This is a genomic window from Lysinibacillus irui (assembly GCF_028877475.1).
GTDB classification, from domain to species: domain Bacteria; phylum Bacillota; class Bacilli; order Bacillales_A; family Planococcaceae; genus Lysinibacillus; species Lysinibacillus irui.
Map to the genome: position 1 here is coordinate 2800544 of NZ_CP113527.1, position 14373 is coordinate 2814916.

9 protein-coding genes are annotated in these 14373 nt (G+C 38.4%); all 9 read right to left on the minus strand.

What is annotated here, in order from left to right; all coding sequences use genetic code 11:
- Positions 1-78: 78 nt before the first annotated feature.
- The 9 genes from OU989_RS14150 to OU989_RS14190 all read right to left on the minus strand — a co-directional run bounded on the left by OU989_RS14150 (position 79) and on the right by OU989_RS14190 (position 14370).
- Positions 79-930: a hypothetical protein gene (locus OU989_RS14150; protein WP_131520647.1), complete on the minus strand. Its 852-nt coding sequence runs from the start codon at positions 928-930 to the stop codon at positions 79-81.
- Positions 927-6500: an RHS repeat-associated core domain-containing protein gene (locus OU989_RS14155; RefSeq protein WP_274793677.1), complete on the minus strand. Its 5574-nt coding sequence runs from the start codon at positions 6498-6500 to the stop codon at positions 927-929. The genes OU989_RS14150 and OU989_RS14155 overlap by 4 nt, the downstream gene beginning before the upstream one ends.
- Positions 6501-6529: 29 nt before the next feature.
- On the minus strand, positions 6530-6928 hold the full coding sequence (locus OU989_RS14160) for a DUF4280 domain-containing protein (RefSeq protein ID WP_036075055.1): 399 nt from the start codon (positions 6926-6928) through the stop codon (positions 6530-6532).
- An 86-nt stretch (positions 6929-7014) separates the two neighbouring features.
- On the minus strand, positions 7015-7512 hold the full coding sequence (locus tag OU989_RS14165; RefSeq protein ID WP_274793678.1) for a hypothetical protein: 498 nt from the start codon (positions 7510-7512) through the stop codon (positions 7015-7017).
- 50 nt (positions 7513-7562) lie between these two features.
- The gene (locus tag OU989_RS14170; RefSeq protein WP_274793679.1) at positions 7563-8660 is read right to left on the minus strand and encodes a pentapeptide repeat-containing protein; all 1098 of its coding nucleotides are present in this window, start codon (positions 8658-8660) and stop codon (positions 7563-7565) included.
- A 15-nt stretch (positions 8661-8675) separates the two neighbouring features.
- Positions 8676-10187 carry a phage baseplate assembly protein V gene (locus OU989_RS14175; RefSeq protein ID WP_274793680.1) on the minus strand — a complete coding sequence of 504 codons (1512 nt, stop codon included), beginning with the start codon at positions 10185-10187 and terminating at the stop codon, positions 8676-8678.
- Positions 10187-10828 (minus strand): hypothetical protein, encoded by a 642-nt coding sequence (locus OU989_RS14180; RefSeq protein WP_274793681.1) that lies wholly within the window; start codon positions 10826-10828, stop codon positions 10187-10189. Before OU989_RS14180 ends, OU989_RS14175 begins: the two co-directional genes overlap by 1 nt.
- Positions 10829-10905: 77 nt before the next feature.
- Positions 10906-11679, minus strand: coding sequence for a DNA and RNA helicase (locus OU989_RS14185; protein ID WP_274793682.1), 774 nt, complete (start codon positions 11677-11679; stop codon positions 10906-10908).
- A 42-nt stretch (positions 11680-11721) separates the two neighbouring features.
- Positions 11722-14370: an acetate and sugar kinases/Hsc70/actin family protein gene (locus tag OU989_RS14190; RefSeq protein ID WP_274793683.1), complete on the minus strand. Its 2649-nt coding sequence runs from the start codon at positions 14368-14370 to the stop codon at positions 11722-11724.
- Positions 14371-14373: the final 3 nt, after the last annotated feature.

Here is a 14373-nt window from a genome sequence, read left to right on the forward strand (position 1 = left end):
ATTTCGGGCTTTATAAGCCTCTTTTTCATAAATTAAATTCCTCTATATTTTAGTTTCTAATGAATACACTATAATGATTTATTTCTGCTCAATCCTCACTTTTGCACCTAAAGAAATAAAGTATTCAGCTAAAACTAAAATATTTTCTCCATATCCCGCAGCTATTAGAAATCCTTTATTATTTAAACCGTTTCGTATCTCATCAAGTGATAATCCTGTTTCTTTTTTTAATGCTAGTATCACTTTTGATTTATTTTCACCTGGATTATCCAGATACACATAATTCTTTTTTGCTTTTTCTATAATCCGTTGCTCAATTGGAGCAAAATTATCTTTTGATTTTACAATAGGAAGAAATCCGCATAAAACCCTAATTTCCTCCTCACTTAACTTAACTTTCCACTCTTTCTCCATTAAATCATAAAAATCAGATTGATATTCACCTCTTTTATAGTATCTATCATCGTGTTTATCAAGCCAAACAGATAGAAAATAGTCGAATTTTTCTAGTGAATCCACTAGTAGTTTTGGTGAAAAATCTTCTCCAACATAATCGTAATAAATTGGAGTTTCTGCTTTACTTATATCGGCAATCACTGGATTTCCACTCCAACTGGAAATAATAATCCAATTTTCACGCCATTTCATTGTCTTTGAAATATCTATCCAACCTTTATCATCTCTTATAAACCTGTAACCTTCTAACGCAACTGTTAGATTTTCTATACCAAATATATAGAAATCGTTAGTCCAATAAAACATTATATCTTTGGATTTTGGTAAATCACTGTACCATTTCAAAAGCGCTTGGCTTAAAATTGGAAGTTTGAAAACTTTTCCTAACTCCCGTTTAGTTTCTGTAGATGTTCCTAAACATTTTATCTTATTGGCATTTTCTTGCTTAGAAATTGAACGAGCTAGATACTTCATCGTTTTTTACAGCTCCTTTCACTGTTATATCTATCTATCATTGCTTGGCGATCAATTAGTCTACCAGTAGTTGCATTAGTATAACTACCTCTATGACCTCTCTCACCATATAAATGTTCATTATATCCTCCAACATGTTTAGCATTAGGTAAAAATCTAATATTTCTTGGATCTCCCTTCCAAGCATTCCCTAAAGCCCCGTTCTTATGATTAGTAATATGATGTCCTGTATAACCACTCACTTTTCCCCGGCTTTTTAGTTCTTCTATTTCAGCTTCATCCCAAGGATGAGATCCACTCCCTGTTTTTTCAACCAATTCTTTTTCTAATTCCCAAGCACGTTCTATACCTTGATAATACGATCCATTTATTGGTGTTACTTTTGTTGGTTTATACATAATTAAGTTCAATTCTGATAAATCTACACCAGGAAGCATTGGAGATTTAGGGGCTAGACCAAATATATCCAATGAATTATTTGGGTTCCCGACATAACCATACAAAGTAGGATTCCCACCCGCAAGTCCAATCGGATCTATTTGAGTATAATTCCCTTGCTCTGGGTCATAGTATCGGAATCGGTTATAATACAATCCTGTTTCTACATCTTCATACTGCCCTTGATAACGGAATGGAATAAAGTCTTTCTCACCAGTGAACTCTTTCACTCGTCCATAAATATCAAGCTGAGCAGACCAAACCCTATTACCCTCTTCGTCATATGCCTCAACAGGTGTTCCAAGATAATCACTAATAATACTATAATGACCTTCACTCGTAATCTTTGCAGAAGGGACGAAGCTATCATTGAACACCCATGTAACTAGATTATCTGCTATAGCAGTATCGGTTTGTGAGGAATTTAGATTTTCTAAAGTATCTGCAACATTCTCCGTGGAATACTCATGCAGAATCGTATTGCCATCCCATACAAATTGCGTTGCCTTATCCTCAGAACTCTTCTCTATTCGCCTACCTAATGAATCATACTTGAAAGTAACTTCCGTATTATCTGGCTTAATGACCTTCGACATCATGCCATTGCCATAATACTCGTACTTCCACGTATCTCCATTCTTTTCGACTTTCTCTATGAGATTTCCTTCTTCATCATAAGAGAATTGGGCATCTTGTGTTTCTAGTAATCTACTGCCAGCACCATAAACACGATCTTTTTTGTCTTTTGTTTCATATAGATTGCCGACATCATCGACGCTACGGTATAAGAAATCAAATTTACTATCTTGATTGGCCCAGACGAGGTTACTGAATTCGTCGTAACCATACGTTACTTTTACACCGGTTAGCTCATTGACCATGCTGCGTAATTGGTGATTCACATCCCAATTATACACACGTCTTCGCATATCACGGCTTTGACTACTTACGCGATGGTGTGTCGGTCTACCTGTGATGTCATATTGCCATTTACTGATGACATCCCCTGGTAGGATTCGCTCAATCTCTTGCCCGAGTTCATTGTATTGCATCGAGGCTGTCCACTGGGCTTGCTCGGAGCGAGAGGCAGTCATTTGTAAGATATTGCCCAGCTCATTACGCATGACATCGATTTTGGCACCGAGGCTGCTTGTTATTTGGGAGCGATTGCCTAACTCGTCATAGCTACTGGCAATCCACTGGTCATTTTGCCACTCCTTGATGACTTGGCCGGATGGGTCTCGTTCTAGTTTGACGGTTACATACTCGTTTTCCGTTTCTCGTAGCGAGCCGTTTTTGTCATAGGCAAACGTTTCCCATGTGCCATCATAGTAGTCTGATCGTATGACATTCCCTAGATCATCATGCTGATACGCTGTCCAACGATTTCCTGGACGTTGGATGCGCTGAACCAATCCTGCTGGACTTCGCTCATACGTTTTTTCCATATCATCAAAGCCGATTTCCTTGATGATATGGCCTTTCGTATCACGTTCAAACGTATATGCTTCTCCTCTTTCATTGATCACAGCGGTTAATTGCTCCTCTGTATCATAGGTGAATTGTACTTTCTTACCACCTTGTTTTCGAGACGTTAGGCTACCAAGAATCGTGTAATCAAAGGCAACTTGCGTATGGTTATCCTTCGCAAAAATAATATCGTCATAGGCATTGTACTGTAATTGCACATCGTTACCATCTGAAAGATTTGCGCGAACAAGGCGATTCAAGTGATCGTAATGGAACTTCTCTGTCGCCCCTAATGGATTGGTTGTACTAATGCAGTTACCTCGGCGGTCATATGTCCAAGTGGAGCTTGTCCCGTCTGGTAATGTCACTTGGCTCAAGTTCAAATCTGCATCATATGCTAAGCTTACCATATGACCTTGCGCATTTGTCACTGTGTCAATTAAATGATGCTCATTATAGGAAAATTCAGTCTTTGTACCGTCTTCTAACATAATTGCCTGCAATGTACCGTCTTCATTATAGATCCACTGACGACTTCCGCCCTCTGCGTTAACTGCTTGAATGAGCCTATCCTTAGTATCATACTGTGAGGATAATGTACTGCCATCTGCAAGAGTGATGGTTACCGGATTTGCCCATTCATCATAGCTGAATGTTGTTGTGCGGCCATCTTCATCTACTTCTTGGAGTAATTCAAAGTCCTCATTATATTGATAGCTGACTTCACTGCCATCTGGATAGACAATTTTCGTACACAAGTTATCTTCATTAAAATAGTAATAGCTTGTATGTCCTAAACTATTAGTGATTTCATTATAGCCGTCGAAATAGGCAAGCTCACCTGCTAGAACATTGCCATCTCCCCATGTTTTGATTACTCGTGCCCCTGTTGTTGGGCCATCGTAGCGCCAGAAGAAGCTATTTTTATTGCGGTCGATTTTTTGCATCATTAAGTGATTCACATAGGTTATATGCGTGCTCTGACCTAATGCATCCTGAATTTCGATTAGATCCTGAACATCATTATAAACATAGCGCACCAATACTTCACGATTGTTCTGATTACGTAAGGCAACTTCTGTCATTCTTCCTGCCTCATTGGTCGTAACATCTAGAATTCTGCCAACGCTATCTGTTACTTGAGATAGGAAACCTTTATTGTTATAAACAAATTGAAGATTGTGCTCTTGCTCATTTTTTACTTCTTTTAATCGGTATGTTGTTGTTGTTACTTGTTCGAATGCATAAATTAATCGTGTATCATGCTCAAACAAATGATACTCTTCCCCTATATTTATCAGGGTCATTCTTTCTTTTTTATTAAAATATGGCAAATTTATTGGTAAAATTGGAAACCCGACTGCACGACCATCTGTTACTACAATCCCAATCAGGTCTTCTTCCTCAAATATCTCTAAGGCAAGATCGTAGATAAAGTGCATACCATGACCTGACAAGCCAACCCTGCTACTATCACTGTACCAAGCTCGTTCCCATGAAAGAGGGATTGGTCCAGGTAGCTCAAAGTCTACACCTTCATATATCATTCGTCCTGTAATTAAATCAACAGGTTCAAAGCCTTTTTTACAGAATTTATCACTTAACCCTTTTGTACAATTAAATTTCTTTAATACCCCATGGTTAAATTTCGTTAGCTCTGTTTTGGCCATTGCTTTCATACCGTCTACTGCCTTCGAAACAGCTAGCACTTCGTCCATCGAGGCGATGACTTTATCTGCTGCTGTCTTGACGCTCTTTGAGCCTTTGTTGGCTACCGCTGATACAGTATCTAGCGTCTTGGATACTTTTGTGTAAGCTGCTTTCAGTCCTTTTACTGCTTTTGAGGCATCAACTGCCTTATCCGCAGCCTTTGCCGTTTTACTCGCCGCCTCTGCCACTTTGGCCGCTTTCTTGGCCTTATATGCTGTTTTTGCTGCATCACCAACTATTGGAACTGCACCCACTAAGTTCATGGCTGCTCCCATATAGTCTCCCCTCGCTAAACTAATACCTGCATTCGCAATATCTGCAATTGTCCCTATACCAGGAATGAATCCGGCTACATCCAATGCCAAACTTACACCATCTAATAAACTACTAAAAAAGCCTTTTTTCTCTTTTTTCACCTCTGCCTTTTGGGGGAAAATGACGTCAACTTTCGACGTAGCTTCGATTGCTTCTTCATTTAACTTCGGTGGTTGGCTTTTCTTCTCCGTACCTTCCTGATCAATAAGTGTACTGATTAACTGTGTGTCAGCGGCAAGGATTACATGACTTTGCTCCTTTGCTGAAATGGCAATCCACTCTTCCGCCTCTACAGATAGCTCTTTCATCCCGCTAATGTCAAGTGTTTCATCCGCTGCAAGCATGATGGTACTGTTACTAAGAAATGTTACACCTTCTCCATCATCCATCTTTAAGTCCAATACCCCATCTACTGCACTAAAGGTAATATCCCCAACACCTAATGTCACATCTTTCCCAGCATTGGTCGCTAATGATTTAACGGTCGTGTCCGCCATTTTCTTCGTCTGCTTTTGACCACCCTCAGGTGTGACTGGGTCTACCCGGACAGAGCTAATAACGATAGCCTCTTCTTCCACTGCACTCGGAAAATGTAATTGGGCACGTGCTCCTATTTGAGGCATTAAATACATAACCCCATTCGCATCGGCAGAATAAGCAAACCAATGGGCCTTTGCTTTATCCTGTTTTTTATCGATATCCAAATGAATTTTCACCGTGTTCTGTGTGACATCGATGATCTTTCCTGTAAAAGCTGCCCCAATAAGATCTAAATTGCGTACCAATCGCTGGCGAATACTTTTCTCTGGTTGGGCGGAATATTGAAACTTTAAGACACCACCCTCAAGACAGACTTCCCGAGCCGTAATAACATAGGATCTTCCTTTTAATTGGACTGAAGTGCCCAGCTCATAGGCCTCTGTGCTTTCAAACTCACAAAAAGTATAATCGATTTCGCTTACATCAGTGCCATCGTTTTCAGTAATTAGCCGATACGTATCGATATCCATACGTAATGTGGAAGGTAAATGGTCGATTGATATGCTTTTCCTACTTTGCGGTGTACCAAACCAAAATCGCGGACCTTTTCCTTTTAAATCTGGGAAAACAACCGCATGTAAATTTGAGGCCATTCTTTTAATAAATGCCCAATCTGTTTCTAAGTATTGAATGGAAATATGACCAATGGCTTGGCTATTAGAAGCATGGTCGATGTAATCACCATGAGGGTAGGCTCCCACAATATGATTCATTAACTCTACATACGTCATATTCGCATCTTGGAAAGAACGGGAGCGTTTCTCAATATCCATGTTTGCTGTAAACGATACCGCTTCAACTAAGACATAATGCACCCCTTGAACAGCCTGTAACTCTGCATTTTCTATTCGTCCTGAAAACAAAATACCTTGCTCTCGTCCAAATTTCACAACCACTTCATCAGTATGACTGACCCTTTGAATATACTTTTGTGCTTGCTCTTCAGCAATCATTCCTGTAAAGTACAATCTCGCATGGTCATTGCCTTTATGTTTAATGGTTAGTTTATCTAAATGAATTAGAGGATAAGGCCATTCAAGCACAAGATCCTCATACGTACTAATCATGTGGACTTCCTTTTTTTCTAGCGTTGTCATTGCTTACCTCCTTTCAAGCAATTATTTTTTTAAAAACCTTGTTTTGGTATTTCCAAATCCTCTTGTCCATCATGAACTATATCGATTTTTCCTCCGCCTGCAGAGCATTGCGTATGACAACGGTTTAATAGCGCTTGCTTCCCCTCGATATTGACATTTTCCATCCCTTCCATCCAGTCGATGGAACATGCTGGCGTACAAGGCTTTTTTAATTTCAAGCAAACACCAAAGGTTGGGATATTTTCAGGATTTCGATCGCCTACATTCATAACGGCTTTGCCTTTTATATAAACACCATGATCCTGTGGTAAATTTAAATAATTCAGATGGCTACCATGCTCACAGGAAATGATTGCTCCATGTACCACATAACTAAATTGCTCTTGTCCCGAACCCTCTGTCTCCAAATTTTCTACAACTTGAGCCATTTGCTATCCTTCCCTTCGGATTATTTGTGAACAATTTCGCGTTAACACTGTAGCAACAGTGTTTCATTATAATTTTTTAGAATGGTTTATCGTCTCTCTAGCTTTACACGCTGTAGCTGAATTCCAAGAAATGGTCGTCTTAAGAGACTTTCTGCAACATCTAAATTAACGATGGTAAAAGATTCCCTTTTGCTATCGACCTGAAAAATACAATCCAATTCCACTTTTTTGGGGTTAATCACAAGCTCCTTTATACGTCCGTCTGGATAATACGTCGTTTCATGGGAAATACAATGCTTTTTCACAATGTCTAATAGCCAATAGATGCGCTGTGTCCCTTTCTTAACATCCGTAAAAACAATGGCTGTAAATCCCAAATTATCCTCGTATTTTACTAATAACTTTTTTAATTGTTCAGACACGATTCTCCGAGGCTTTTCTAAATAATCCAAATAGAGTGCATTCTCTTTTTCTATCACTTCTCCCAAAACAGACGAACAGACAAAATCATCATCGAGGTCTGTCTTCAAAGGAATAATTGGATTGGTAATACTTTGATCTTGCCGCAGAATAAAATACTCCATCTTTTCCTCCTGTAACCACTATTGCTTTCCCACATCACTTTTGCACAAAGTTAATGAATCCAATGAATGTCTTTTATCTGTTCTGGGCTGAATAGATACTTTTCTTGATCGCGTTTAAAGAAGGTTGCACCTTTTAGATTGGCACCTGTAAAATTAGCACCTGCCATCTGCGCAAACTCAAATCTTGCATTTTCTAAATTTGCATTACTGAAATCTGTGCCAAGATAGCTCGCAACTTCATAATTGGAAAGCCTTAGCGTTTGTCCCTGCGCATGAATAAAATTCGCACCTGCTAAATTAGCCTGTCGAAAATCAGCATCTTGAATGGCTGCATATGAAAAATCAGCATTGGCTAATCTACACTGTTGAAAACTAGTACCGATGCATACACTGTGTTTCCATGAGGAGCCTTCTAAATTACTCTCTTTGAAATTCGCATAGGAAAAGTCCATCTGATTGAAATCTATCTGCTGTAAGGGAAGGTTCGAGAAGTTTTCAAACGTATACGATTGGTCGGTCTCTTTTTTCTCTAACCATAAGAGAAGGTTCTTCTCCTCACGTTCCCGTTCGTCGATGATTGCAACATCTTCACTGAACCCTTTATATTCACCGACACGAAAACGTAAGCACGCTGTTCGTTGAAAATTGATTTTTGGTACGCATTCTTTTTGATAGCGAAAGAGATAGCGTATCAATTGAATGATAAAGTGATGAAATAGGATAACTGTCTGCTGAATAATGACTCGAACGTCCGCTGCTTGAATACTGAGATAGGGTTTTCTTTCTTTTTCAAGTATTGTTTGTAACTCTGTAATTGCTTCACTTAGCCAATCCGCTTCATACTGTGCCGTGCATTCTGTCCATTCGTAATACCAAGCTTCTCCATAGGCTTCTAGCAAATACGTAAACTTGTTTTCTAGCAAAGACGTTCTTAGCAATGAAAAATGAATAAAAGCAACAGATGCTAATCTTCCCTGCCCTTGCTGCTCTCTAATATTCGCAAACAGCTGTTCAAGGGAGTGAATGATTGGCTGTAGCAAAAGTTCCTTGTTTTGGCGAAACTGTCGAACAACTTTCTCTTGCAATCGGCTGACATGAACTGACACGCATTCATCCATAAAATGCTGTAATGCTTCTTCTCGTTTCATGCATCCACTTCCTCACTAATTTGCTCGTACTTCCGTTCCCTTAATTTCCATTTTATCTTCCATCTTGATGGAATTATCTTTACACGTCATCTCAATTTTCTCATTTGCATTAATCATAATTTGTTTCGCATTGATGACGACTTTATCTGTTGCTTTTAAGTTAATATTTTTATCACTTATGATGGAAATACCATTATCATCCATAAGTGAAATCATTAATCCCCCACCAGAAATGACAATCCGATCAGGTGCTAGTAGAATTTGTTTCCCATGCTTCGTTCTCAGTGTTTTCACATCTGGATCAGCCATTCGCATCGGATCTTGGCGACTATCTTCTGAAGGTGCAGCACCTGATTGCCCACCGCCATCTTGACTAGTAGGATTCGTTGCTGCTAACATTGCTCCGGATTGGGGAGGTGCTTTTGATACGGAGCTAATGGCAATCCCTTCATCCTCACGATTGCTTGGGAAATAAATTCTAACGTTGTCAGATAGCTCGGGCATAAAATACCATCCTGTATTATCTTCCGATGCATAGATTGTTGAATATGGAAACCAATAGGCCGTGTCCTTTTCTTGTCCCTCATCAAAATTGACATGAATACGAATTTTGTCCCCAGCCACATCAATTACTTTTCCTTGAATAGAGGCACCAATAATAGCTTGATTGTAAGTCGTGTGGACACTAAAGCCATTTTGTGGTGTTAACGTATAGATATGCTTTAATAAACCATTTTTTAGCTTTGAGACAATTTTATACACATACAATTTCATTGATTGGAAAGTAACTTCATTACCTATTTTGAATGATTGAGTCGACTCCACCTCATAGTACATGTAGTCACTATCCGTAATGCTATCGAGATGATTTTTACTAGAGATCAAGAAGTTGCCGATTGCTTTTTTAACTCGGTAATTAAGGGCATCCATTTTTGGTGTGTTGCCCGGTTGAAACGGTACACCGAAGTAGAACTTTGCCGCCCCATGAATGGTATCTGGCACCAAGCCTGTATGAAATCTCGATGCCATTCGTTTAAGAAATTCCCAATCGGTCTCTAAATATTGCATCGTGAAGCTACCAAGACTAGCCCCCTTTGTGACATGGTCCATAAAGTCCGCGCCTGGTTGATCGGCAATACATACATTGATTAATTCACTATAGGGCATGCTTGCATTTTGATATGTTTGATTTTTCTTCTTCACATCTAACTTATACGTATGTGAAACGGCTTTAACCTCAAAATAATACGTACCCATAACCATTTTCACTTGCACATCCAACGCAAGCCCATTAAATATAGGTTTTGATTGTCCATTGCTACTAATTTGTAATACTTCAATGGCCGTTTCTGCATCTGTCATATAGACGTAGGAATCTTCAAGTTCATCTGGAATCACGCCTGTTAAACGCAATGTTGCATGCTCGTTCATTTGTTGTGTAATTTCGATTTCACTAACGCGGATATTATAGGGCATCACAACCATATCTTTATACGTTAAAGCTGTTTCCTTATTTACTCGCTCCATCAAACAACACCTTCTCCATCTAATGATTTGTTTTCGATTGAGATTGATTCCATCATGCCGTATGCAATTGGTTGCCAAATAGGCATTTCTGTTTTCAAGCAATTCACGGAGCCTGTTGCTACATTATCGCCTACCATAAACAAAAACATTAAATTGTAAATTTTAGAATCTAGAGCCTTCGTAATGAAATCGAAATAGCCGATTTGACGACCATCCACTTCTTTTATGCCGATATCTAACATATCAGCATCTGGCTGTAATTTTCGAAGGATATTCATCATCGTTTGTGTGAAATCTTCTAATTCCTCTTCTTGAATCTGTTGCTCCATCATTTTCATCGTGATGTTAATAGATGTACTTTCACTTGTGTAGATATAATCGGGTCTACGGCTTGATGGATATTTAATATCCATTAATTCAGGTTCCATCTCTTCAAAAGCTGTAGGAATAAACATCCGAATTTGGTCCTCATAAAAACTACTCTCTGCAAATTCAATCATTTCATCTTCAATCGTTAGCTGGCCTTCTTTAATAGCTTGAACGATGTCAGTATGTAACAATTGGTTTTCGATGTTCTCCAGTCGTTTCTTCTGCCTTGCATGCTTTGTCATCTCAATGACTTCTTCATCCATGAAATTCATTTTATTTCCCCTCCTTTGTTATTCGTATCTCCTTTTCTTCCCCTAACGAGCCAGCATCTTAATCCACTAGTAGACTACTAATCAACTATCATGCGCTTTGGTCGCCCTTGACCAATCCCTTTCATATGACCACCGCCCTTAGATTCCAACAAAATACGATTTAAATATTTATGAATTTGGCTATTAGATAAAGTTTGATAGTCCAACTCTAGCCGGTTGCAAATATAGAAATCAATTACATCTCTTTGCACTCTCTCCTGATTTAAGCACTCTAAGGCAAAGGCAATATCATACGGATTAGCAGGCCGGTTTTTTAAAAGCTCTCGTGCAAAGTATTGCAAAATGAGTGGATGGTAGGTGCTTTTTTCTAACCCTGCATACTGACAATGAAGATAATTTACGGTGTTATATTCTGTCGCAAAGTCGAAAAAATCGGTATGCTGTGAGCGTAGTTTGGCACCTAATTTTAATTTAAAGCGCGCTAATTCTAGTTCATTATGAGCAAGCTCTAACGCATCGTCTAAGACAATCTCTGTTGTGTAATTGCTAAAATCTAAGTCATTTGCTTCTTCAGCAAATCGTACTTTTAAAATCGTTTCACTTCCTGTAGCTTCATAAGGAAGCTCATAGCTACTATCTAGCAAATAGAGCCTTCCTTTATGCTTAATTATGCCTTTTGTAATGATAAGACGTGTATCCGCTACAATAATATGGACACCAGCAATGATGCCGTTTGAATAATCTTGAAAATATAAATCTAAAAAATCTCTTGGGTAATCTCGTAAATTCTCCAGCATTTCTCGCTTTAAAATGCGACCTTTATGAAAATGTGGATATTGATTAGCAAACAAGCTGTCACCCACCTCTTTTCTTTTTTATCACGTGAGCTTGCTCTACTTTAATCCGTCAAAGAAATCTAGTTCCGATAAATCAGCTTCAAAGGCGAAGAATTCTTTTTTTCCAATAAACAGTTGTTCGTCTTTTCGCGCTACTGGCACCACATGGAAGCCCCAATGATCTTCGCCTGCAAAAACAAAGAATTTCACTTCGCCATTCATGATAGAATCCGTCTCGTCTTGTGGAATTTTATCGTAATAGTTTGCCGCAATATTTTCATAAAGAACAGGCTTAAAATTCTCAGGACGATTAAAGTAAGTGTATTTATAGGATGACTGATTGTCACTGCCAGTTAGGAAAAACTCCACTTCTGTTACACCCCATGGACGGGAAATAGTACCATGAATTTGGTTTAGCCTTTCTAAGCTACTAATAAGTAATTTTTCCTGGCGATTATGTGTAAAGGCACTTACAGCATAAGGTACAACAGGAGCATGATTTGTCACTTTTGTTTCAATCATGCCTATCTTTTTCGCATTTAAATAGCGCAGTGCTCCTCTAAGGCAAGCAAGCTTTAATTCTGGCACTTTACCAATATTTTCAGCTTTTTGCCTAAATTCAATGCTTCGTCCTGGTACAAATTCTTTTAAAGCCTCACGAAATGCATCAATCTTACAGGACTGTCCAGTTAATTTAATAATGGAGTATTCGCCCAAAAGGCCGCTCTCATAAAATTCCTCTAAAAACTCACGCACAATATCATAAATATCAGCCTTGATAAGATGATTAATTTCTTTTATGTTGAAAAAGACATTTGGATAATCATAAACTTCCTTAAATTGATTGTTTTCAAGCAGAGATAGGCACCATCGATCTACTGCTGTCACATTTAAATCGCTATCGTGCTGCATATCACTGTCTGAATAAAAGCGGCTTCTTAAAATGCCTGTTTTACGGAAAAATTCTTTCTTCATTTCCTCTGCCATTTCCCATAAGAAATAATAATTATTTCGGACACGTAAATATTCATCACGTGTGCGATTTTCGTATTCCTTAAAGCGAGTTGGAATGATATACTCAGCATCCGAAAAGGCTTTTTCAAATTGTTTGTATACCTCATCAACCCCATGATCGTCTACATATCGATAAATATCCTTGCCTGGAATATCAATTAGTGCATCAATATCATAAGCACTTTTTCCCCGACTATAGTAATTGGCAAAGACAATCTTCATAAATTGGAAAATACGATAGGTAATATTGTTACCACCAAAATTGGTATCTCCATTTTCATAGGTTGTATGAATATCAATTTTGTATGAAATATGTCCATCCTCTATTCGAAACTTACAGGAGGAAAGATCGGTTGTTCCACCACCACAATCAATGACCAGTGCCTTATATTCCTTCCCATCCAAGAAGCTATTATTCTCTATTTGATTGGCGATTGTATTATAAAGAACGGCCATCCCTTCATCGAGAGCATGTTCCGTTTCGATGTTGTATTCGGGTAAAATTGTCTGAAACATATCTAAAAATTGATTTTTCAGCTTTACAGGACTCGAAATATGTAAATGCTTGAAGCGACATTTAAATTGATGCTCTGCCATTTGAATAATATAAAGCATAAACTCTCTTAATATCTGACTTCGCGGAACAAGTGCTGTATTGCCGTTCGCATCCATTATCTCTTCCAATTTGGCATAATTACTAACCCAGCGTTTAATGCCTTGGAATTTCGTTGCCAATGAAGTGTAGCTATTTTTTTTCATCATTTTTAACGCTTCATAGCCATAGTAATAGCTCACTTGGTCTTGATTTGAGCAATCTGCCACTGTCATGACTGTCGGCACTACTTCGATCCATTCATTTTGGTGAAGTGGATCGGGAAACTGGACAAAATTGATGCTATTTAGCTGAATTCTGTCATTTAATAGGTCGTGGCTACAAGGAGAAGAGACATAATCACTTTCTAAGTAAACACCGGCCGTTGTATTGGTAGTTCCAAAATCAATAGCAAGAATCGCATCGGTTGTTTCTAGCTGTTTAATCTCTAAATCTGGTATTGGAACCTTATAATAGTGAAGATTTGTAGGCGGAAGTGGGGTCTCCTGATAGTAAGTCTTATAGATATACTCAGAATCTTGCTTTCTTAAAAATATAAAGCTGTAGTTTTTATTGTTAGTCTTTCGAATTTCTAATGCCTCATCTGCCGCAAAATAATACTTGTTTGGCAGCTGATCGTCTTTTATAACATGAAGGATGCCGCAAAGATCTAGCTGCTCATTGACTAGCAGTACATTGGATTCAACTAGAAATCCACCGGTTTCTACGAAATACTGATCTGGCTTATCAATTTTCATACCGCTATATAAGCTCATTTTGGCAGGAATCTTTATCTCACCATTGTCAGACAGTGGTGTTTTTAAATACTTCTGCATTGCTGCTTCTACTCTTTCGAATCCCCCATCCTTACTTTCTTTAATTAGAGGGTTTTCTTCAGCGCCACGATATCGTAAAATTTTGTCGATTAACTCGTCTCTAGTTAATGTGTTAATAAGCCCTGTCACAAGTTTTTCCTTATAACATATATTCCTCAGCTGGAAGGTTGTCATTTCCATTAATTCTACTCGTGTATAGGTCATATATTTCTTTTCTGTATAACGCTTATTCGCATACAGCTTATATGAATATTTAGTCGTCATTAC